The sequence below is a fragment of the Thiomonas sp. SCN 64-16 genome, assembly GCF_001725585.1.
GTDB classification, from domain to species: Bacteria; Pseudomonadota; Gammaproteobacteria; order Burkholderiales; family Burkholderiaceae_C; genus Thiomonas; species Thiomonas arsenitoxydans.
Genome location: NZ_MEGQ01000018.1, coordinates 24,811 through 43,832 on the forward strand (window position 1 = coordinate 24,811; position 19,022 = coordinate 43,832).

The window sequence follows — 19,022 nt, forward strand, 5'->3', positions numbered from 1 at the left end:
ACCGCGCGTAAAAAAATGCGGGCCAAAGTACAAGCGCCCACGCACGGCTGCGGAGGGCCTTGCGATCTCAGTCCGTGGCCAGGGTCAGTAGGTGGCCAGCACGTTGAGGAACACGCCCCGGTTGTTGTAGGACAGGTCGGTGAGGTTGTCTGTGAAGTTGGTGAAGTTGTCGCCGACGCCCATTTTGACGTGCTCGTTCATGCGCCGGTACACGGCTAGCAACGCCCCGCTCTGGGCATCGCCGGCCTCTTTGGCGTGCAGGCGACGCCACCCGACCAGGCCGCTCCATTTGCGCACGAAGTGTCACTCGCCGCGCAACACCACGAGGCTGGCGCTGCTGCGCGCGAGGTCGAGCTTGCCCAGCAGGCGACAGGCGGCGGTGAGCTGCTGGCCGAAGCTGTTGCGGGTGAGCCAGGAGGTTCGCTCGCCGGTGAGGTTGCTCTGGTCGTGGCGGTATTACAGACTGGAGGCAAGGACGGTGGCGTTGTAGCCCATGGAGAGCGCGACGACACGGCGCCTGATGTCGCCGTTGAGCGGGTCGCTGATGGTGCCGGTTTCCATTTTCAGCCCGGTGCTCCAGCGCTCGGTGAGCACGAGGTCGACGCCGAAGGCATGGAGCAGGCCAGCCTGACCATAGCCGGTGGTGCGCCGGGTTTATTCGTACAGGCTGACGCGGTCGTTGAGCTTGCTGCGCGAGCCGACCAGCAGAGTGCCGAAGCGCCCGCGGTAGAGCTGGTCAGGGTGCTGCGTTTCCATCAAGTACCGCACTCAGCGCTTGCGCGCTACCGCATCGACCAGCGCCGAACGCCCAACGTGGCCCGTGCCTTCCTGCAGGGTGGCTTCGTGCTCTTGCAGCAGCAACCAGTCGGCCTCGGGCAGCAGCTCGCGCAGCAGTTCGGGAGTGTAGAGATGGTCGGCGCGGCCCGGGCCGCCGGTGCCGTATTCGAGCTGTTTCACCGCGTAGCCCTGCACGCACAGCAGGCCGCCGGGTTTGAGGGTGCGCCACAGGCCAGAGAACAGGCGCTCGCGCAGGGCCGGGTCGGCGAACTGCACGAAGATGGCCACGGCGGCATCGAATCGACCCGGCGCCCAGTCCCACTCATCCACCGAGGCGACGTGAAAGTCCACCGATACGCCGCGCTCCTGCGCCCAGCGGCGGGCTTTGTCGACGGCGACGGGCGAGAGGTCGAACGCGGTGACGTGGTGGCCCTGCTCGGCCAGCCAGATGGAATTGCGGCCTTCGCCGTCGGCCGCGCTGAGGATGCGACTGGCGGGCGCAAAACGCGCGGATTCGCGCACGAGAAAGGCGTTGGGCTCGGCGCCGTAGTGCAGGCCGGGCTTGGCGAAGCGGGCGTTCCAGGTTTCGCGCGGATCGGAAAAACTGCCGGCGGGCGGCGTGGCGGGAGTGTGGGGAGTCATGGCGGTATGGGCTGACATAGGCAAAAGCAAAGCCGCCATTTTGCGCAGTTATTTGAGTTTTTGCCCGGTGCCGTCGAATACCGAAACCGTCACCGGAATGCCCTGGCGCACGCTTTCGCCCACGGTGCAAAACTGCTCGAACTGCATCAGCACGCGGTCGAGCCGATCCATGCCTTCGGCGGCAGCGCCCATGCGAATATCGACCGTGATGGACAGCACACGCAGGCGACCGGCTTCGTTGCGCCCGATCTCGCCCGTGGCGGTGGTGGTCAGCCCCTTGGGGTCGAGCTTGAATTTGCTCAGGGCGAAATACAGGCTGGAGCTCATGCAGTTGCCCACGGCAGCGAGCAGCAGGTGCGAGGGCGACGGCCCCGCGCCCTCGCCCAGCGGCGGCGGCTCGTCGGTCAGAATGGTGGGGCGATCGTCGGCAAAATGCAGGTCGAACTGGTAGGCGTTGATCTGCTTGAGGGTGACGCTGGGGGGCTGTTTGTCGTCCATGAAAGCTCCTGAGTGAGACGCTGCCTGGCGTTGTGCAAGGCTGGCGAGGGGGCTGGCCGGTCCATTCTGCGACCAGACCGATGACGGTCAACTTTAATACCTGAGGCGCGACCCATCCCTTGGCGGCGCCCTCTAATATGCGAGTTTCGCCGCGGCTTCTCTGCGGCTGACTGCTTCCGCTGTACCCCTAGCTCCACCCCGATCTTGGCAACCCCCGAAGAACTCTGGCTCAAGGCCCGCAAAAAGGATATCCGCCCGCAGCTCAATCGCGCCGTGGGGCTGGGGCTGTTTGCCGGCTGGCTGATCATCGTGCAGGCCTGGCTGCTGGCGCGGGTGGTGTCGGCGGTGATCATCCGCCACCAGCATCTCGCCGAGGTGTGGGGTTATCTGGCGGCGATGCTGCCGATTTTCGCGCTGCGTTTCGCGCTGATGCGGGCGTCTGAAAACGTAGCCTTCGAAGCCGCTGCGCAGGTGCGGCGCGATTTGCGCGGACGTCTTTACGAGCATCTGCAGGCGCTGGGGCCGTTGTGGCTCACGCGCCAGTCCAGTGGCGACATCGCCAATACCATCGTGACCGGCATCGACGCGCTCGAAGCCTATTACGCGCGCTACCTGCCCAATATGTCGCTCACCGCGCTGGTGCCGCTGTCGATTCTGGTGTTCGTGCTGCCTCAGGACTGGGTGTCGGGGCTGGTGCTGTTGTTGACCGCGCCGCTGATTCCGATTTTCATGATTTTGATCGGCAAGGGCACGGAAACCCTCAATCAGCAGCAATGGCAGCTGCTCTCGCGCATGAGCGCGCGGTTTCTCGATTCGCTGCAGGGGCTGACCACGCTCAAACTGTTTGGCGTGAGCCGCCACGAGGCCGAGGTGGTGGCCGCGCTCACCGAGGAATACCGCATCGGCACCATGAAGGTGTTGCGGGTGGCGTTTCTGTCTTCTGTGGCGCTGGAATTCATGTCCACCATCAGCATTGCGATGGTGGCGGTTTTTATCGGCTTTCGCCTATTTTACGGTGAAATGCAGTTTTTTAACGGCTTTTTCGTGCTGCTTTTGGCGCCCGAGTTTTATCTGCCGCTGCGCAATATGGGCACCTTCTACCACGCCCGCATGGAGGCGATCGGCGCGGCGCAAAACTTGCTCAAGCTGCTCGATACCCCGATTCCGCCGCACGCCCAAGCCACCGGCGGCACGCAGAAATTGGACGCGGGGCAAGAGGTGCGGATTCGCTTCGAAGCGGTGACCGTGCGCCACGCCGCCGATCTGCCGCCCGCGCTCGACGCGGTGAGCTTTACCGCCCTACCACGCGGCCTCACCGCGCTGGTGGGCGCCAGCGGCGCGGGCAAGAGCACCGCGCTGCACGCGCTGATGGCGCTGGTGCAGCCTGAGGCCGGGTGCATCCTGGTGAATGAAACGCCGCTGACCGCGCTCGACGCCACCGACTGGCTGCGGCATGTGGCCTGGGTGCCGCAGCGTCCGCATGTGTTCGAGGGCACGGTGCGCGACAACATTGCGCTGGGCCAGTCCGACCCGCCGCAGGACGAAGTGGAGCGTGCCGCCCGCGCGGCGCAGGCGCATGACTTCATCGCCGCGCTGCCGCAGGGCTACGACACCCCGCTGGGCGAACGCGGTCTGGGCTTGTCGGGCGGACAGGTGCAGCGTCTGGCGCTGGCGCGGGCGCTGCTCAAGCCAGCAAAGCTGGTGCTGCTCGACGAAGCCACGGCGCAGCTCGACGCGCAGACGCAGGCGCAGGTCGGCGCGGCCATTCTGGCCCTGGCAAAAGAGCGCTGCGTCATTCTTGCCGCGCACCGCCTGAGCACGGTGCTGCAGGCCGACCACGTGGTGGTGCTCGAAGCCGGGCGCGTGATCGAACAGGGCGCGCCCGCCGATCTGCTGAGGGCCGACGGCGCCTTTGCCCGGCTGGTGCGCGCCCACGAGCCCGCTGTTCAGGAGCAAGCCTGATGCGCTGGAACCCGCTGCCGCCCGATTTCGATCTGCCCCAGGCCCGCGCCGACCTAAAGCGGCTCGTCGGTTTGTTTTCGCCCTACCGCAACTGGATGTTGTGGGGCGCGCTCGCCGCGCTGCTCACCCTGCTCGCCAATGTGGCGCTGATGACGGCCTCGGGCTGGTTCATCGCGCAGATGGCGCTGGTCGGCCTGGTGGGCGCAGCGATGGATTACTTCACCCCGGCCGCCTTCATCCGCGGCATGGCCATCACCCGCACCGCCGGGCGCTATATCGAACGCCTGATCACGCACGAAGCCACCTTCCGGCTGCTGCAGGAACTGCGGGTGTGGTTCTACCGGCGGCTGGAGCCGCTGGCCCCGGCGCGGCTGCAAGAACTACGCAGCGCCGACCTGAGCAGCCGCCTCATCAGCGACATCGACGCGCTCAACCACCTCTACTTGCGCGTGCTCGTGCCCGTGGGCGTGGCGCTGTTGGGCGGCGCGCTCATTCTGGCGATGATGGCGCTCTACAGCGGGCGAGTGGCTGCGTCCACCCTGCTGTTCCTGCTGCTGGCCGGGGTGGCCGTGCCCCTGCTCACCTTCCGTCTGGGGCATGGCCCGGGGCGGCGGCTGGTGACGCTGCGCGCCGAATTGCGCAGCGCCGCCGTCGATGGCTTGCAAGGGCTGGGCGAGCTGCGCGTGTATGGCGGGGCGGCGCGGCAGGCGCAGCGCATCGACGCGCTGACCGACGCCATGATCGGCCAGCAGCGCCAGCTCAGCCGCGCCACCGGCCTGTCACAAGGCCTGCTCGGGCTGTCGGCCAATCTGGCGATGTGGTGTGCGCTGCTGCTGGCCATTCCGCTGGTAACTGATGCCTCCATCACCCCGGCCGAACTGCCGATGCTGGCGCTGTTCGTGCTCTCCAGTTTCGAGGCGGTTTTGCCGCTGCCGCTGGCGCTGCAAATGCTGGGCGAGACCTTGGCCGCGGCGCGGCGGGTGTTCGGCATTCTCGACGCCCGGCCGCAGGTGGAGGAGCCCGCCGACATGCCAGTGCCGCAGTGGGAGCGTGCCGACGTCGAGATCGACGGCCTGCGGCTGCGCTACCCCGGCGCACGCGGCGAGGCGGCCTGGGCGCTCGACGGCCTGAGCCTGCATCTGCGCGCGGGCGAGCGCGTCGCCCTGGTCGGCCCCAGCGGCGCGGGCAAGAGCACGTTGGTGCAGGCGCTGCTGCGGTTCTGGGACTATCAGGAGGGCAGCGTGCGCATCGGCGGCCACGACCTGCGCGCCTGGCCGGGCGAGGCGCTGCGCGCGCACATCGCCGTGGTGTCGCAAGACACCTATCTGTTCAACACCACGATCCGCGACAACCTCATGCTGGCCAAGCCCGAGGCCACGGAGGACGAAGTGATCGCAGCGTGCAAGGCGGCGCAGTTGCACGACTTCATCGCCGCGCTGCCCGAGGGGTATGAAACCTGGGTGGGCGAAGCCGGCATGCGGCTTTCGGGCGGACAGGCGCGGCGCGTGGCCATCGCCCGCGCGCTGCTGCGCAACGCGCCGCTGCTCATTCTCGACGAACCCACCGAGGGTCTGGACGCGCTGACCGAGCGCGATCTGCTGCGCGACCTGGTGCAACTGATGCAGGGCCGCACCGTGCTGCTGATCAGCCACCGCATCGCCGCGCTGCCCGCTGCGGTCGACCGGGTGCTGGTGATGGAAGCCGGCCGGGTGGTGGAGGCCGGCGCGCCCGCCGAGTTGCTGGCGCGGCAGGGCGGCGCCTTCCGCGCGCTGCACGACGCGCTGTAAATCGGCTCAGGCCAGACGCGGCAACAGCCCGCGCAGGCTCAATCCGTCTTCGCTCAGCGCGGTGGCGATGGCCAGGCGCAGGGGGCCGATGCGGCTGGAAGCATCGAGCACCAGTCGGCGCACCAGGCGGGCCGGGCCGCGGTCGTCGGTGTAGAGCGTGGCGATGGCTTGCGTGGCCAGATACAGCGGGCGCGTCGCGCGGCGATGCGCCGCCTCGAAGCGCTGCAGGCGCTCGGGCGCGGCGATGTCGGTACCCGCGCGCGAGGCGGCCAGAATTTCGCGCGACAGCAGATCGACGCCGTGCAGCCCGAAGTTGAAGCCATGCGCGGTCACCGGGTGCATACCCACGGCGGCGTCGCCGATCAGGGCGAAACGCGGCGCGACGAAGCGCTGGGCATAAACCCCGACCAGCGGATAGGTGTGACGGCTGCCCGCGCGTTTCATTTCGCCCAGACGACCCTGATAGCGCCGGGTGATGTCGCGCTCGAAGTCGGCATCGGGCAGCTCCAGCAAGGCCTGCATCTCGTGCGGCGGCAGGGTGAGCACCACGGACGAGAGGTGTTCGGACAAGGGCAGCAAGGCCAAGGTCTGGCCGATGCCGAACCATTCCCACGCGGTGTGGTGATGCGGCTGCTCATGCTGCATGCGGCACACCAGCATGGTCTTGCCGAAGTCGTGCGAGTCGGCACCAATGCCCATCTTGCGGCGGGTTTCGGAAAACCGGCTGTCGGCGGCGATCAGCAGCTTCGCCCGGATAGTCTGGGCCGGGGCAGCAGGCGCCGATGCCTGCGCCGGCTCGAGGTCGAGTTCAACGCCCTGCGCATCGGTGCGCACCGCGCCCAGACGGGTCTGGTCGAACAGGGTGTATTCGCTTTGGCCCTGCACCGCAGCCCAGACCGCGCGGCGGATTTGCTGATTGGGCACGAGAGCGCCGAGCTGGGTTTTGCCGCGCAGCGGCGATACGCGCATGGGATGCGGATCGTTGCCGTTGAGCACCACGGCGTGTTCGAGCGGAAACACCTGATCGGGCGCGATGTGGTCGAACACCCCGGACTCGCGCAAGGTGCGCAGGGTGCGCAGGCTGAGCGCAATTTCGCGGCCGTCGAAAGGGGGGTCGGCCAGCGCGGCCGCGCTTTGCTGCTCGACGAGGGCGATGCGCAGGCCGCTGCCAGCCAGCGCCCGCACCATGGACAGACCGGCCGGGCCGGCGCCGATGATGGCGAGATCGAACGTCATGTCAAAGTCCTGTGAAGCGGTCATAAAGAAAGTTTGTCCAGTGTTTACAGCCGCGCCATTTCCAGCGGCGCTTCACCATACACCGCGCGCGCCAGCACCCGCAACGCCGCGCGCAAACCCTCTTCGAGCACCGGGTGATAGAAGGGCAGGGTGAGCAGTTCGGCCACGGTCATGTTGCGTTGCAGGGCCAGGGCCAGCAGATGCCCCAGATGCTCGGCGCCGGGCACGCACATTTCCGCCCCCAACAGTTTGCCGCTGCCGGGCTCGGCGTACACATGCAATTGTCCGGCCGCGCGCAGCATGGCCATGGCGCGCGCCTGCTGGGCGAAGTTGAACCCGCCGGTAGCAAACGACCGCCCCTGCAACGCCTGCCAGGTCTGGCCGACCACGGCAATCTGCGGATCGGTGAAGGCAATGGCCAGCGGCACGCGACGGCGAAAGCGCGTCGGGCCATGCAGGGCATTGAAGGCGGCGATGAAGCCTTCGTCAGACGCCTCGTGCAGCACTTGCAGCTCGCCGTTCACGTCGCCGGTGAAATACACCGGCAGTTCGCCGATCTGCAGGGTGTTGCGGTCGAAGTCGGGCAGGCCGCGGGCGTCGAGCGGCACGCCCAGCGTCTGAAGCCCAAGGCCGTCGGTGTTGGTGCGCCGCCCCATCGCTGCCAGCACGGCATCGACCTCGACCGGGCTTTCGCCGTTATCCACGATCAGCGTGCCCGCCGCCCCTTCGCGCAGATCGACGGCGCGGCCCAGATGCAGAGGAAATTCGGCGCCGATGCGGTGTTGCGCCTCGGCCTGGATGACCGGATCGGTCAACGGCCCGAGGCTTTCGCGCAGCTCGAAGCCGTGCACGTCCAGGCCCAGCCGTGCCAGCGCCTGCCCCAGTTCGAGGCCGATCACCCCCAACCCGACCACGGCGATGCGGCGCGACAGATCGGGGCGCTCAAACAGGTCGTCGGTGGTGAGAATGCGGTTGCCAAACGCCTGCCACGCCTGCGGCACCACCGGACGGCTGCCGGTGGCGATGAGAATGCGGTCGGCAGTGATGACCTCTTCGCGTCCGTCGTCGTGGGTGACGATGACGCGACCCGGCCCGTCGAGCCGGGCCCGCCCGGCGATGTTCTGCGCAGGCTGCAGGCTGTGAGTCGCGCCCATCACCCCGGCCACGCGCGCATCGCGGTAGTCGCGCACCCGCTGCAACACGGCGGGCAGATCGACCTTGAGCCCCTCGCCGCCCCGAATACCCAGGGTAGCCAGCTGACTGCCGCGATGAAAGTCGTCGGCCGCCTGGATCAGCGCCTTGGACGGCATGCAGCCTACGCGGGCGCAGGTGGTGCCGTAGGGGCCGTGGTTGATGATGACAAAGTCGTCGGTGTGCTTGCGCACCTGCGACAGCGCGGTGAGCCCGGCTGTGCCGGCGCCAAGGATGGCGATATGAACGTGACGCACGGAGGAACTCCGGTGAAGTGGACTGCGCGCCAGTCTATCGGCGCGGCTTGACGCCCGTTTTGGGCAGGGTCAAGCCGCGCGGTGCAAAACACTTCAGGTGTGATCGTGCACGGCGGCGTGCTCGGCCTCGGCGTGCACCATGGCGAGCATGGCATCGCGCTTGTCGGCGGTGCCGAACATCGGGCTGGTGCCCACCACCTGATGGTTGGCCGCCTTCAGCGTGAAGTAGGCACGACCGTCGCTGGCGACCTGTTTTTCAAAGCGCTCGGGCAGCACGCTGTTCTTTTTCACCGAGGCCATGCCATTCTCTGCGGAGGCCTTGCTCTCGTAGTGCTCGCTGCTCAGCAGCGTGCCGCCATCGGCCGCTTTGAGCGAAAAGTGGAACTGGCCTTTTTCGTTTTTGTGCAATTCAAAGCTGACTGCCATAGAGAACTCCTGGATGGGTAAGTCGAAGCCGGGCGACGCAGGCGCTTGTCGGGCAACGCGCGCGCCGATGGACGAATGGGAACAAGGGCAGGGACGACGCATCCCCACACGCCCCGAATGGTCGGCGCGTTCTGTGACAAATGCAAGACTTGCGACCCAACTTTTGACAATAGTTGACAGATCGGCCGCGTTTTAAGGGTGAGTCAGCCGGCCTGCTGCTCCAGCGCGAAATGCGCCCCATTGAATTGCCCGAGCACCCCGGTCAGCCAGGGCAGCACCTCGCGCAAGGTGACGTGCAGCGTCCACGGCGGGTTGATGAGGAACATGCCGCTGCCCAGCAGGCCGAAGCCGCTGGCGTCGGGTTCGCGCACCTGCATGCGCACATCGAGCCAGTCGGCCTGGCCTGCGATGCGGCGCAGCTGTTGTGGCAGCAGATGCGACTCGCGCCGCTGCAGCACCGGATACCACACCGCATAGGTGCCGACGGCAAAGCGCTGCAGCGCGTCGCTGACCGTGTTGCGCAGCGCGGCGTAATCGGTCTTGAGTTCGTAAGACGGATCGAGCAGCACGACGGCGCGGCGGTCTTGCGGCGGCAGCAGGCTTTTAAGGGCGACAAAACCGTCGGCGCAGCGCACCTGCACCCCTGGCTGCGCGCCGAAGGTGGCGTCGAGCACGCGGTGATCGGTGGGATGCAGCTCGAACAGCCGCAGCTTGTCTTGCGGCCGCATGAGCTGGTGGGCAATGGCGGGCGAGCCGGGATAATAAAGAAGGTGGCCGCCGGTGTTGAAGGCACGGATCTGCGCGAGATAGTCTTGCACCGCCTCCGGCGCGTCCTTGCGGCTCCAGAGGCGCTCGATGCCGTCGGCATACTCGGCATTTTTTTGCGCGGAGGCTTCGTGCAGCGGGTAACCCCCGGCGCCCGCGTGGGTGTCGATCACCCAATAGGGTTTTTCTTTGCGGTTCATGTGCCGGAGCACCTGCACCAGCACCAGATGTTTGAGCACGTCGGCGTGGTTGCCGGCGTGAAAGGCGTGTCGGTAGGCGAGCATGTGTGCACTGTAGCCGCTGACGGGCCAGGGAGAAATCCTGCGGCACAATGCCGCTTTGAATCTGCGGCGCGTCTTGCTGCGCCGCCCCACCCTGCACCGCCATCATGTCCTCCCCTTCTCCTGCAACCGCTTCCGCGCTAAGTGCGCGCCCCAACGCGCTCGACTTCATCCGTTTCGCCGTCGACAGCGGCGTGATTGCCTTTGGCGACTTCACCACCAAGGCGGGGCGGCAGTCGCCCTATTTTTTCAACGCCGGTTTGTTCAACGACGGCGCCATGCTGGCACGGCTGGCGCAGTTTTATGCGCGCGCGCTGCTCGACAGCGGCGTGACGTTCGACATGCTGTTCGGCCCGGCGTACAAGGGCATTCCGCTCGGCGCGGTGGTCGCGGTGGAACTGGCACGGCTGGGCCGCAATGTGGGCTTCGCCTACAACCGCAAGGAAGCCAAGGATCACGGCGAGGGCGGCAGCACCGTGGGCGCGCCCATCCGCGGCCGGGTGGTCATCGTCGATGACGTGATTTCCGCGGGAACGGCCACGGGCGAGTCGGTCCGGCTGATCCGCGCGGCCGGGGCCGAACCCGCCGCCGTGCTCATCGCGCTCGACCGCCAGGAGAAGGCCGCAATTCAGGGCCGCACCCTCGATGTTTCGGCCGTACAGCACGTCAGCCACGAGTACGGGCTGCCGGTCATTTCCATCGCCAATCTCGACAGCCTGCTCGCCTACCTGGCCGACAGCGGCCACCCAGAGCTGGCGCGCTGGCGGCCCGCGGTACAGCAGTACCGCGACACTTACGGGGTCTGACACAGAGCGCAAGAGTCGCGAACGAATCCGCCATGACCCTCAAGCTGCGCGCGCCGCTGGGCATCTCTTTTTCCGCGCTGCTGTTGTGGAGCTTTGCGCTGGTGGGGCTGCCGCTGCTCATCGGGCTGTCGGTCACGGCGTATCTGTTCGATCAGGTGGCCACGCAGGCGCGCAGCTCGGTGGCCGTGGCGGTGCAGCTCACGCGTACCTCGCGCCAGATCGCCCAAGACATCGACAACCTGCAGCGGGCCAGCGGCCAGTGTCTGGTGTTGCAGGACGCCGCGCTGTGCAGCGGGGTAAAGCAGGCGCATGAGGCTTTCGTGCACGATGCCTCGCAACTCCAGGCCATGCCGCTGCCGCCCGACCAGCAGCACACCCTCCACAGCCTGAACACGCAGGAAGCGGCGCTGTTTTCCGGGGTCATGGCCTCGGGCAAGGTGAAGGATGGCGCCCGGGTGTTCAACGCGCTCAACCCGCAATTCGACGCCATGCGCCTGTCGGCAGACAGGCTGATCAACCACAGCAACGGCCTGGTCGATGCTCTGGAAGCGCGGCTGCTGCAGGTCTCCAACCGCGTGTGGTCGGTGCTGGGCTGGCTGGCGCTCGCCAGCGTGAGCCTGTCGGTCTGTCTGGCGCTGCTGTTCTCCTGGCTGCTCAGCCAGCCCTTGCGACAGATCAAACGCTCCATCCGCCGTCTGGGCGAAGGGCAGCTCGATCAGGCGCCCAGCGTGGCCGGGCCGCGCGATCTGGTCGATCTGGGCGTGCAACTCGACTGGCTGCGCCGCAGGCTGGCCGATCTGGAGGCGCAGAAAATCCAGTTGCTGCGGCATGTGTCGCACGAGCTCAAAACCCCGCTGGCCTCGATGAAAGAGGGCGTGGACTTGCTGGCCGAAGGCGTGCCCGGCCCGCTCAACGCCGAGCAGCAGTCGATCACCCGCATCATGCGCGGCAATGTGCGCGACCTGCACCACCGCATCGACAGCCTGATCCATTACGACAGCGCGCTGCATCACCCCGAACCGCTGCAGATCGGCCCGGTGAAGCTGCGGCTATTGCTCGCCAGTTTGATCCGCCGCAATCATCTCACGCTGCGGGCGAAGGGCGTGCATGTGGAGTGCGGCTGTGCTGCGCTACAAGTGCAGGGCGACCGCGCCAAGCTGGAAAGCCTGTTCGAGAACCTGCTGGTCAACGCGATCCGCTTCAGCCCGCAGGGCGGCCGAATCGGATTCGACGCCAATCGGGTCGAAGGCGGCGTTGAAATCTGCGTCAGCGATCAGGGCCCGGGCGTGGCGCCGGAAGACCGCAAGCAGTTGTTCCAACCGTTTTTCCAGGGCCGCAACCAGCCGGCCAGCGCCTTGCGCGGCACCGGGCTCGGTCTGGCGCTGGCGCGGCAATACGCCCAGATGCACGGCGGCACCTTGGAGCTCGCGCCCCACCCCGGCCCCGGCGCGGTGTTTCGCGTGTTTCTTCCAGACCAAGCTCAAAATCCGGTATGACCTTGCCACGTTTTCTACGCCAACGCTTCATTCTTTCTCTCGCGCTGCCGCTCGCGCTAACCTCCTGCGCCGAACTGCCGCGGTTGGCTCAAATGGCCGCACCAACGACCTCCGGCTCGGCCCCGACCGATCGCCTCGACGGAGCCACCCTCGACCGCCTGCTGCGCGACACCCCGCAGACCGCGGGCCCGGCGCTGCAGAGCCAGACGGCGCGGCTGCTGGCGCTGGGCAAGCGGCGCGGGGTTGCAGAACAACTGCAGCTCGCCATGCTGCTGCTGGCGCGCGGCGAGGCGGGCGACGCCGAACTTGCACAGAATTTGCTTGAAGGTGTGCGAGCCCGCGCTGACGATGTGCCGATGCGCAACTTCATCACCCTGCTGCAGCGCGATGTCGCGCAGCAACTCGCCCTGCAGCAGGCGCAGAAAAACGTCCAGGCCCTGCAAAAGCAGATCGACCAGATCAAATCGCTGGAGACCCAGCTTCAGAACCGCAGCCGCTGATCCCACCCCATGCCCGCAACCGTTCTTCTGGTGGATGACGACCCCGACCTGCGCCAGCTGCTGGCCATCCGTCTGCGCTCGGCCGGTTATGCGCCCGTCACCGCCGCCAGCGGCGCCGAGGCGCTGGGCAGCCTGGCGGCCAGCCGCCCCAGCGCGGTCATTACCGATCTGCGCATGGACGGTATGGACGGGCTGTCGCTGTTCGAGCACATCCGCGCGCAAGACCCGTCGCTGCCGGTCATCATCCTCACCGCGCACGGCACCATTCCCGACGCGGTGGACGCCACGCAGCGCGGCGTGTTCGGCTTTCTGACCAAGCCGTTCGAAGCGCGCGAGCTGCTTGCCCTGCTGGAGCGTGCGATCGCGCTGCAGCCCAAGCAAGCCGCCGCGCCCTCGCCCAAGGACGAAGCCTGGCGCGCCGACATTCTCACCGCCAGTCCGCGCATGCTCGCACTGCTGTCCGAAGCCGGACTGGTGGCGCGCAGCGAGGCCAGCGTGCTCATTCGCGGCGAGTCGGGCACCGGCAAGGAAATGCTGGCCCGCGCCATTCACCGCGCCAGCCCCCGGCAGGCCGGGCCGTTCATCGCCATCAACTGCGCCGCCATTCCCGAAACCCTGCTCGAGTCGGAACTGTTCGGCCATGCCAAGGGTTCGTTCACCGGCGCCAGTCAGGCGCAGACCGGGCTGTTTCAGCAGGCCAGCGGCGGCACGCTGTTTCTCGACGAGATCGGCGATATGCCGCTGCCGCTGCAGGTCAAGCTGCTGCGCGTGCTGCAAGAGCGCCAGGTGCGCCCGCTGGGCGCGGCGCAGGCGGTCGATGTGGACGTGCGCATCGTCTCCGCCACCCACCGCGATCTCGACGCCGCCATCGTGGAAGGCCAGTTTCGCGACGACCTGTATTACCGCCTCAATGTCGTCACCCTGCACCTGCCGCCGCTGCGCGAACGGCGCGAAGACATCGCCATGCTGGCGCAGCATGCGCTGAAGATCCTCACCCCCCGGCTGCACCGGCGCATCACCGGCTTCACGCCCGACGCGCTCGATCTGCTGCAACAACAAGACTGGCCCGGCAATGTGCGCCAGCTTATGAATGTGGTCGAGCAGTGCTGCGCGCTGAGTACCACCAGCCGCATACCGGCCACCTCGGTGACGCGGGCGCTGCGGCTCAAACCCACCACCCTGCTGCCTTTCGCTGAAGCCCGCGAACAGTTCGAGCGCGACTATCTGGCCCAGTTGCTCAAGATGAGCAACGGCAATGTCGCCCAGGCCGCGCGGCTGGCGCAACGCAACCGCACCGAGTTCTATCGCCTGCTCGGCAAGCACCATCTCGACCCGGCGCAGTTCAAAGCCGCTGCCGAAGAAGCGCCGCCGCAAGACTAGGGCTTGTCGCACTGTCGCTCCACCGCGACAAAAATCATTCGATAAATCAAGGTGTTGCCAAAACACCGGGCAATCCGTCGCCGCTGCCCGACGCTTTTCTTGGGCAAATCGGCCGTTTGTCGCTGATTTGTGTGATTTTTTCCCTCACTCCCTCTGAAAGCACCCCGGTGGCACAGGGTTTGCACTAGGACTGCGCGCAGATCGCATTGGGTCGATCCGCACCAACCGGAGAATCCTCATGCACACCCATCCTTCCCCCGCAGCCCCGCATCCCGAAATCGCCCTGGCCCGGTTTCACGCCATGCAGCGCCAGCTGTACGCGCTCGCCGCGCAACTGCGGGCGCTTTACCAGCCCGATCCGCTGGCCCGGCTGCAGCGTCAGCAGGCGCACGACCTCGACCTTCTGCAACGCGAGTTTGACGCCAGCGCCTTGGGCGCATCCCCGCGCCCGATCCGCTCGTCCGGGCCGCGGCGCTGACTCGCCCCTGCCCCCAACTCACCCTGACAGGAGAACCGCCATGTTCACTATCGACTGGTCTGTATTCACCCCTTATTCCGCCCTTGCAGGGGGCGCGTTGATCGGCGCCGCAGCGGGCGCGCTCGCCTTGGGCGGCGGCAAGATCGCGGGCATCAGCGGCATTCTGGGCGGCTCGCTCAGCGACGCTCTGGCCGCGCGTCGCCCAGCCTCGTGGCGGCTGAGTTTTCTCGTCGGCGTGCTCGCGGCTTCGGTGCTGTGGGCGCTGTCGATGCCCCTGCCCGGCGCGCAATTCGAAGCGCCCTGGGGGCTGCTGCTCGTCGGCGGTCTGCTGGTGGGGGTGGGCGCGCGGCTGAGTTCGGGCTGCGCCAGCGGCCACGGTGTCTGCGGGTTGGCGCGGCTGTCGCGCCGCTCGCTCGCCGCGGTGGCCACTTTCCTCTCCACCGGCATCGTCACTGCGGTGTCGGTTCATGCCCTGCTGTACTGACCCCGAGTTCTCAAGGAGATCCTCATGAACAAGCTCGCGTTTTTCTCCGGCCTGCTGTTCGGCCTGGGCGTATTGCTCTCGGGCATGACCAACCCCGACAAGGTGCTGGGTTTTCTCAATATCGCCGGCGCCTGGGACCCCAGTCTGTTACTGGTTCTCGTCACCGCCGTCGTCGTGGCCTTCGCGCCCATGCAGCTTGCGCAGCGTCGCAGCAAGGCGCTGCTGGGCGAGCCCATCGCCTTTCCCGATACCCGCAGCATCACCGGCAAGCTGATTCTGGGCAGCGCGGTGTTCGGTATCGGCTGGGGCATGACCGGGCTGTGCCCCGGCCCGTCGCTGGCCTCACTGGCTTCGCTGCACGCGCCGCAATGGCTGTTTTTCGCCAGCATGATGGCCGGCATGGCGGGCTTCGAGCTGTGGCAGCGCGCCGCGGCCAAGTCATCGCAAACCGCACCGCTCCAAACAAACCGCAAGGCCGCCCCGCTGACGGCCAAACCCTGAAGGAGGCTCTCATGTCCACAACTTCCCCGATGCGCTACCCGCTACGCCCTGCCGGAACCGAGCGGCCGCGCTCCAACACGCCCCGCCCGGCGCTACCCGCCGCCCCTGACGACGCCGACCAGCGCCTGCGCGCGCAGGTGCTGGAGCGTCTGAGCCAGACTTCTCTGCGCCACCTCGGCATTCAGATCGAGGTTCAGGAAGGCTTGGTGCGGCTGTGCGGCACCCTGCGCGACCCCAAGCTGCGCACCCATGCGGAATGGCTGGTGTTCACCACGGCAGGGGTGCAGGCGGTGTGCAGCGATTGGCAGATCGACCCCGGCAGGGCTCCGTCCTCGCCGCATTAACTCCCGATCACGCCCATCCCCGAATTCGGCGCCTGCGCGCCGTCCCCAGCGACTTGTCGCGCTCCTCGCACGCCCACCCGTCTGCGCGACGGGTCGGGAGTGTTTTCGCCGCAGCTTTTCGGCTGCGGCGATTTTCTCCCCCTTCCAGCCCCCAGAGCCATGAAAAAACTTGCGTTCGTATTTGCCAGCCTCGCCGCACCGGCCGCCCAGGCCACCGACGGTTACTTTCAGCCGGGTTACAGCATCAAATCCAACGGCATGGGGGGCGTGGGCATCGCCCTGCCGCAGGATGCGCTGGCCGCAGCCACCAACCCGGCCGGCATGGCGCTGATCGGCAACCGCGTGGACGGCGGACTGAGCCTGTTCAAGCCCGACCGCAGCGTGAGCACCACCGGCAGTCTGGGGTCGGCCATGGGCCCGGCCGCTGGCACGCCGATCACCGGCACCTATTCGGGCAATGACCAGTCGCTGTTTCTCATCCCCGAAATCGGGATGAACTGGATGCTCAACCCGCGCATGGCCGTCGGCATCAGCATGTACGGCAACGGCGGCATGAACAGTGGCTACTCTGAAATTTTTCCGCCCCTGCAAGCGGGCACCGGGGTCGATCTGCAGCAACTTTTCATCTCGCCGTCCTTCGCCATGAAGCTCGACGACAACAACGCCGTGGGCATCGCCCTGAATCTGGTCAAGCAAACTTTTCGCGCCAACGGCCTGAGCAATTTCAAGGCCTACTCGGTTGATCCGAACAAGCTCACCGACAACGGCCACGACAGCTCCACCGGCGTGGGCGTGCGGCTGGGCTGGACGGGTACGGTCGCCCCCGGCCTCACCCTGGGCGCCACCTGGCAGCCCGAAACCCGCATGAGCAGTTTCAGCAAATTCACCGGACTGTTCGCCGGAGGCGCGCATTTCGACATTCCCGAAACCTACGGCCTGGGCTTTGCCTGGACGCCCGCGTCGCAGTGGACCCTGGCTGGCGACGTGGTGCGCATCAACTACGCCAAGGTCAAGGCCATCGGCAACACGGCCGACTGCTTCTATCAGCAGCAATGCCTGCTCGGCCAGGACAACGGCCCGGCTTTCGGCTGGAAGAACATCACGGTGATCAAGCTCGGCGCGGCCTACCAGTACAGCCCCGACCTGACCCTGCGCTTCGGCTGGAACCACGCCGAAAACCCGGTGCAGAGTTCACAGGTCTTTCTCAACACCATCGCCCCCGCGGTTACCCAAGACCACCTCACCCTCGGCGCCACCTATGCGGTGAGCAAGGACATGGAAGTCTCGGTGGATTACGTCCATGCGCTCGACAACAGCGTGACCGGCCCGCTGCCGCCCGGCTTCGCCACGGCGGGCTCGACGGAAACCGTGCGCATGAACCAGAACACGCTGGGCGTGTCGGTCGGCTGGAAGTTTTGAGCGCCCCTACGGCCGGGCTGCGGCATTGACCCGAAGGAGCGCAGGGAATTGTCCCGCAAACAAATGCGAATCGTTATTATTTTTTACATTATTTTCGTCGTCTCGCATTTCGCCCCCCCTTCCCCCCTTTTTTGGAGCCTCCATGTCGCATCCCGCCCTTTTCCTCTGCCGTGCCGCCGTGGCCGCCTTTGGCGCGCTGAGCTTGTCCACCGCCTTCGCCGGGCCGCAGTGCACCAACCAGCCGCAATCGGCGTGGATCGATGCGGGCAAGTTCCAAACAGAGTTGAAGGCGCAGGGCTACGAGATCAATAAATTCAAGATCACCTCGGGGCAGTGCTACGAGATCTATGGCAAGAACCAAGCCGGTAAAAAAGTGGAGATTTACTTCGACCCGGTGAGCGGCAAAATCGTCAAACAGGAAACGCGATGAGCGCCACAGCCGACGCTGAGCGGGTGCCGCTGGCCATCCGGTTATTCCACTGGGCGTTGGCGGCGGCTTTCATCGGCGCGTGGGCGCTGGAAGCCGACTGGCGCGCAGCGCACGAATGGCTGGGCTACGCCGCCGCGGCGCTGGTCGTCTGGCGTCTGGCCTATGCCTGGCGCGCCCCGGCGGACTGGCGCTGGCGCGCACTGCTTCACCCCCCGCGCAAGGTGCTGCGTCATGCCGCGCAGTTGGCGCGCGGACGGGCGGAACTGGCCGCGGGCTACAACCCGATCGCCGCCTGGAACGTCCTCGCCATGTTCGCCATGCTGCTGGCGATCGCCGCCAGCGGCTGGGCGCTGACCACCGACCGCTACTGGGGCGACCAGACGCTGCAGGCGCTGCACGCTGCGCTGGTCGATCTCATGGGGTGGCTCGTCGGCTTTCACCTGCTCGGGGTGGCCGTGGGCAGCTTGCGCGCCCGGGGGTTTTTGCCGCGGTCGATGCTCGACGGGCGCAGGCTGCCGCATTGAGGGCTGCGCACCCGCCGCACGCCTTGGCGCTTGCGGCGCTTTTCAGGTGCCGCGCACGTAAGGGTTGCTGCGGCGTTCTTCGCCGAAGGTCGACTCTGGCCCATGCCCGGGAACGAACACCGTGTCATCGCCCATGGGCCAGAGCTTGCCGGTGATGCTGTCGAGCAACTGCTGATGATTGCCGCCGGGAAAATCGGTGCGGCCGATCGACCCGGCGAACAACACATCGCCCACCCAGCAACGCCGCGCCTCGGGCTGGTGGAACACCACATGACCCGGCGTGTGGCCCGGGCAATGGCGCACGGTGAAGGGCAGCGAGCCGAGCTGCAGGGTGTCGCCATCAGCCAGCCAGCGGTCGGGCGTGAACGTCTTGGCGGGCGGAAAGCCGAACCTTTGCGACTGCTGCGGCAGGGCGTCGATCCAGAACTGATCGCCCGGATGCGGGCCGATGATGGGCACGCCCGCGCGCTGCGCCACTTCCGCCGCGGCGCCCGCGTGGTCGATGTGCGCGTGGGTCAGCCAGACCGCACGCAGCGTCACGCCGGCCTCGACCACCGCCTGCAGCAAACGATCCACCTCGCCGCCGGGGTCGGTGAAAACCGCCTCCTGCGTGGCGTCATCCCACACGAGACAGGTGTTCTGGGCAAAGGCGGTGACCGGGAGAATGCGGTAGCGGAGCATGGCTTGAAGCGGATGATTTGAAACAGAAAGGGCATACGACCCAGTCTATAGCGGAATCTTCTGCCTCCCCCGGCTGAGAGGGATTGAAGCGACTTGTGCCGCTCCCTACACTGGTTTTCCCTTTTTCCGACCGCCCGGCCAGTTCGCCCATGCCCCG

Annotated in this window: 22 protein-coding genes; 13 read left to right on the forward strand and 9 right to left on the reverse strand. The window is 66.8% G+C overall.

Annotation, left to right across the window (positions count from 1 at the left end):
• Nucleotides 1-84: 84 nt before the first annotated feature.
• The 4 genes from ABT24_RS06570 to ABT24_RS06585 all read right to left on the reverse strand — a co-directional run bounded on the left by ABT24_RS06570 (nt 85) and on the right by ABT24_RS06585 (nt 1,917).
• Nucleotides 85-297: a hypothetical protein gene (locus ABT24_RS06570; protein WP_276729372.1), complete on the reverse strand. Its 213-nt coding sequence runs from the start codon at nt 295-297 to the stop codon at nt 85-87.
• Between the two features lie 159 nt (nt 298-456).
• Nucleotides 457-594, reverse strand: a complete 138-nt coding sequence (locus ABT24_RS06575) for a hypothetical protein (protein ID WP_276729374.1) — start codon at nt 592-594, stop codon at nt 457-459.
• Between the two features lie 174 nt (nt 595-768).
• A complete protein-coding gene (locus tag ABT24_RS06580; protein ID WP_276729376.1) occupies nt 769-1,419 on the reverse strand; it encodes a class I SAM-dependent methyltransferase in 651 nt (216 codons plus the stop codon).
• Nucleotides 1,420-1,467: 48 nt separating this feature from the next.
• Nucleotides 1,468-1,917, reverse strand: a complete 450-nt coding sequence (locus ABT24_RS06585) for an OsmC family protein (protein WP_276729378.1) — start codon at nt 1,915-1,917, stop codon at nt 1,468-1,470.
• 204 nt (nt 1,918-2,121) lie between these two features.
• On the opposite strand from ABT24_RS06585, the gene cydD reads away from it, so the two are divergent.
• Nucleotides 2,122-3,879, forward strand: a complete 1,758-nt coding sequence (gene cydD / locus ABT24_RS06590; protein WP_276729380.1) for a thiol reductant ABC exporter subunit CydD — start codon at nt 2,122-2,124, stop codon at nt 3,877-3,879.
• Nucleotides 3,879-5,666 (forward strand): thiol reductant ABC exporter subunit CydC, encoded by a 1,788-nt coding sequence (gene cydC, locus ABT24_RS06595; protein ID WP_276729382.1) that lies wholly within the window; start codon nt 3,879-3,881, stop codon nt 5,664-5,666. The genes cydD and cydC overlap by 1 nt, the downstream gene beginning before the upstream one ends.
• A gap of 6 nt (nt 5,667-5,672) precedes the next feature.
• On the opposite strand, the gene ubiM is transcribed toward cydC, so the two are convergent.
• The 4 genes from ubiM to ABT24_RS06615 all read right to left on the reverse strand — a co-directional run bounded on the left by ubiM (nt 5,673) and on the right by ABT24_RS06615 (nt 9,825).
• Nucleotides 5,673-6,902, reverse strand: coding sequence for a 5-demethoxyubiquinol-8 5-hydroxylase UbiM (gene ubiM, locus ABT24_RS06600; RefSeq protein ID WP_276729384.1), 1,230 nt, complete (start codon nt 6,900-6,902; stop codon nt 5,673-5,675).
• 44 nt (nt 6,903-6,946) lie between these two features.
• Nucleotides 6,947-8,350, reverse strand: a complete 1,404-nt coding sequence (locus ABT24_RS06605; RefSeq protein ID WP_276729386.1) for a dihydrolipoyl dehydrogenase — start codon at nt 8,348-8,350, stop codon at nt 6,947-6,949.
• 93 nt (nt 8,351-8,443) lie between these two features.
• Nucleotides 8,444-8,776 (reverse strand): YegP family protein, encoded by a 333-nt coding sequence (locus ABT24_RS06610; RefSeq protein ID WP_156053888.1) that lies wholly within the window; start codon nt 8,774-8,776, stop codon nt 8,444-8,446.
• Nucleotides 8,777-8,979: 203 nt separating this feature from the next.
• Nucleotides 8,980-9,825 carry a 23S rRNA (adenine(2030)-N(6))-methyltransferase RlmJ gene (locus tag ABT24_RS06615; RefSeq protein WP_276729388.1) on the reverse strand — a complete coding sequence of 282 codons (846 nt, stop codon included), beginning with the start codon at nt 9,823-9,825 and terminating at the stop codon, nt 8,980-8,982.
• Nucleotides 9,826-9,929: 104 nt separating this feature from the next.
• Between ABT24_RS06615 and pyrE the strand changes: the two genes are divergently transcribed.
• The 11 genes from pyrE to ABT24_RS06670 all read left to right on the forward strand — a co-directional run bounded on the left by pyrE (nt 9,930) and on the right by ABT24_RS06670 (nt 18,184).
• On the forward strand, nt 9,930-10,628 hold the full coding sequence (gene pyrE, locus ABT24_RS06620) for an orotate phosphoribosyltransferase (RefSeq protein ID WP_276729390.1): 699 nt from the start codon (nt 9,930-9,932) through the stop codon (nt 10,626-10,628).
• Between the two features lie 32 nt (nt 10,629-10,660).
• Nucleotides 10,661-12,124, forward strand: a complete 1,464-nt coding sequence (locus tag ABT24_RS06625; RefSeq protein ID WP_276729392.1) for a sensor histidine kinase — start codon at nt 10,661-10,663, stop codon at nt 12,122-12,124.
• A complete protein-coding gene (locus tag ABT24_RS06630) occupies nt 12,121-12,624 on the forward strand; it encodes a hypothetical protein (RefSeq protein WP_276729394.1) in 504 nt (167 codons plus the stop codon). The genes ABT24_RS06625 and ABT24_RS06630 overlap by 4 nt, the downstream gene beginning before the upstream one ends.
• Before the next feature lie 9 nt (nt 12,625-12,633).
• Complete coding sequence (locus ABT24_RS06635) at nt 12,634-14,004, forward strand: sigma 54-interacting transcriptional regulator (protein ID WP_276729395.1); 1,371 nt, start codon at nt 12,634-12,636, stop codon at nt 14,002-14,004.
• 238 nt (nt 14,005-14,242) lie between these two features.
• Complete coding sequence (locus tag ABT24_RS06640; RefSeq protein WP_013121873.1) at nt 14,243-14,482, forward strand: hypothetical protein; 240 nt, start codon at nt 14,243-14,245, stop codon at nt 14,480-14,482.
• A gap of 40 nt (nt 14,483-14,522) precedes the next feature.
• Nucleotides 14,523-14,966, forward strand: coding sequence for a YeeE/YedE family protein (locus ABT24_RS06645; RefSeq protein WP_013121872.1), 444 nt, complete (start codon nt 14,523-14,525; stop codon nt 14,964-14,966).
• Between the two features lie 24 nt (nt 14,967-14,990).
• Complete coding sequence (locus ABT24_RS06650) at nt 14,991-15,467, forward strand: DUF6691 family protein (protein ID WP_276729398.1); 477 nt, start codon at nt 14,991-14,993, stop codon at nt 15,465-15,467.
• Between the two features lie 11 nt (nt 15,468-15,478).
• Nucleotides 15,479-15,811, forward strand: a complete 333-nt coding sequence (locus tag ABT24_RS06655) for a BON domain-containing protein (protein ID WP_013121870.1) — start codon at nt 15,479-15,481, stop codon at nt 15,809-15,811.
• Between the two features lie 159 nt (nt 15,812-15,970).
• Nucleotides 15,971-17,230: an OmpP1/FadL family transporter gene (locus ABT24_RS06660; RefSeq protein ID WP_276729400.1), complete on the forward strand. Its 1,260-nt coding sequence runs from the start codon at nt 15,971-15,973 to the stop codon at nt 17,228-17,230.
• A gap of 142 nt (nt 17,231-17,372) precedes the next feature.
• Nucleotides 17,373-17,660, forward strand: a complete 288-nt coding sequence (locus ABT24_RS06665) for a PepSY domain-containing protein (protein WP_013121868.1) — start codon at nt 17,373-17,375, stop codon at nt 17,658-17,660.
• Nucleotides 17,657-18,184 carry a cytochrome b/b6 domain-containing protein gene (locus ABT24_RS06670; RefSeq protein WP_276706744.1) on the forward strand — a complete coding sequence of 176 codons (528 nt, stop codon included), beginning with the start codon at nt 17,657-17,659 and terminating at the stop codon, nt 18,182-18,184. The genes ABT24_RS06665 and ABT24_RS06670 overlap by 4 nt, the downstream gene beginning before the upstream one ends.
• Before the next feature lie 42 nt (nt 18,185-18,226).
• On the opposite strand, the gene ABT24_RS06675 is transcribed toward ABT24_RS06670, so the two are convergent.
• On the reverse strand, nt 18,227-18,865 hold the full coding sequence (locus ABT24_RS06675) for an MBL fold metallo-hydrolase (RefSeq protein WP_276729402.1): 639 nt from the start codon (nt 18,863-18,865) through the stop codon (nt 18,227-18,229).
• Nucleotides 18,866-19,022: the final 157 nt, after the last annotated feature.

Coding starts and splice junctions, on each gene's coding strand:
- ABT24_RS06580 (WP_276729376.1), bottom strand. CDS start 1,419: ATGACTCCCCACACTCCCGCCACGCCGCCCGCCGGCAGTTTTTCCGAT.
- ABT24_RS06585 (WP_276729378.1), bottom strand. CDS start 1,917: ATGGACGACAAACAGCCCCCCAGCGTCACCCTCAAGCAGATCAACGCC.
- cydC (WP_276729382.1), top strand. CDS start 3,879: ATGCGCTGGAACCCGCTGCCGCCCGATTTCGATCTGCCCCAGGCCCGC.
- ubiM (WP_276729384.1), bottom strand. CDS start 6,902: ATGACGTTCGATCTCGCCATCATCGGCGCCGGCCCGGCCGGTCTGTCC.
- ABT24_RS06610 (WP_156053888.1), bottom strand. CDS start 8,776: ATGGCAGTCAGCTTTGAATTGCACAAAAACGAAAAAGGCCAGTTCCAC.
- ABT24_RS06615 (WP_276729388.1), bottom strand. CDS start 9,825: ATGCTCGCCTACCGACACGCCTTTCACGCCGGCAACCACGCCGACGTG.
- pyrE (WP_276729390.1), top strand. CDS start 9,930: ATGTCCTCCCCTTCTCCTGCAACCGCTTCCGCGCTAAGTGCGCGCCCC.
- ABT24_RS06625 (WP_276729392.1), top strand. CDS start 10,661: ATGACCCTCAAGCTGCGCGCGCCGCTGGGCATCTCTTTTTCCGCGCTG.
- ABT24_RS06630 (WP_276729394.1), top strand. CDS start 12,121: ATGACCTTGCCACGTTTTCTACGCCAACGCTTCATTCTTTCTCTCGCG.
- ABT24_RS06635 (WP_276729395.1), top strand. CDS start 12,634: ATGCCCGCAACCGTTCTTCTGGTGGATGACGACCCCGACCTGCGCCAG.
- ABT24_RS06640 (WP_013121873.1), top strand. CDS start 14,243: ATGCACACCCATCCTTCCCCCGCAGCCCCGCATCCCGAAATCGCCCTG.
- ABT24_RS06645 (WP_013121872.1), top strand. CDS start 14,523: ATGTTCACTATCGACTGGTCTGTATTCACCCCTTATTCCGCCCTTGCA.
- ABT24_RS06650 (WP_276729398.1), top strand. CDS start 14,991: ATGAACAAGCTCGCGTTTTTCTCCGGCCTGCTGTTCGGCCTGGGCGTA.
- ABT24_RS06655 (WP_013121870.1), top strand. CDS start 15,479: ATGTCCACAACTTCCCCGATGCGCTACCCGCTACGCCCTGCCGGAACC.
- ABT24_RS06660 (WP_276729400.1), top strand. CDS start 15,971: ATGAAAAAACTTGCGTTCGTATTTGCCAGCCTCGCCGCACCGGCCGCC.
- ABT24_RS06665 (WP_013121868.1), top strand. CDS start 17,373: ATGTCGCATCCCGCCCTTTTCCTCTGCCGTGCCGCCGTGGCCGCCTTT.
- ABT24_RS06670 (WP_276706744.1), top strand. CDS start 17,657: ATGAGCGCCACAGCCGACGCTGAGCGGGTGCCGCTGGCCATCCGGTTA.
- ABT24_RS06675 (WP_276729402.1), bottom strand. CDS start 18,865: ATGCTCCGCTACCGCATTCTCCCGGTCACCGCCTTTGCCCAGAACACC.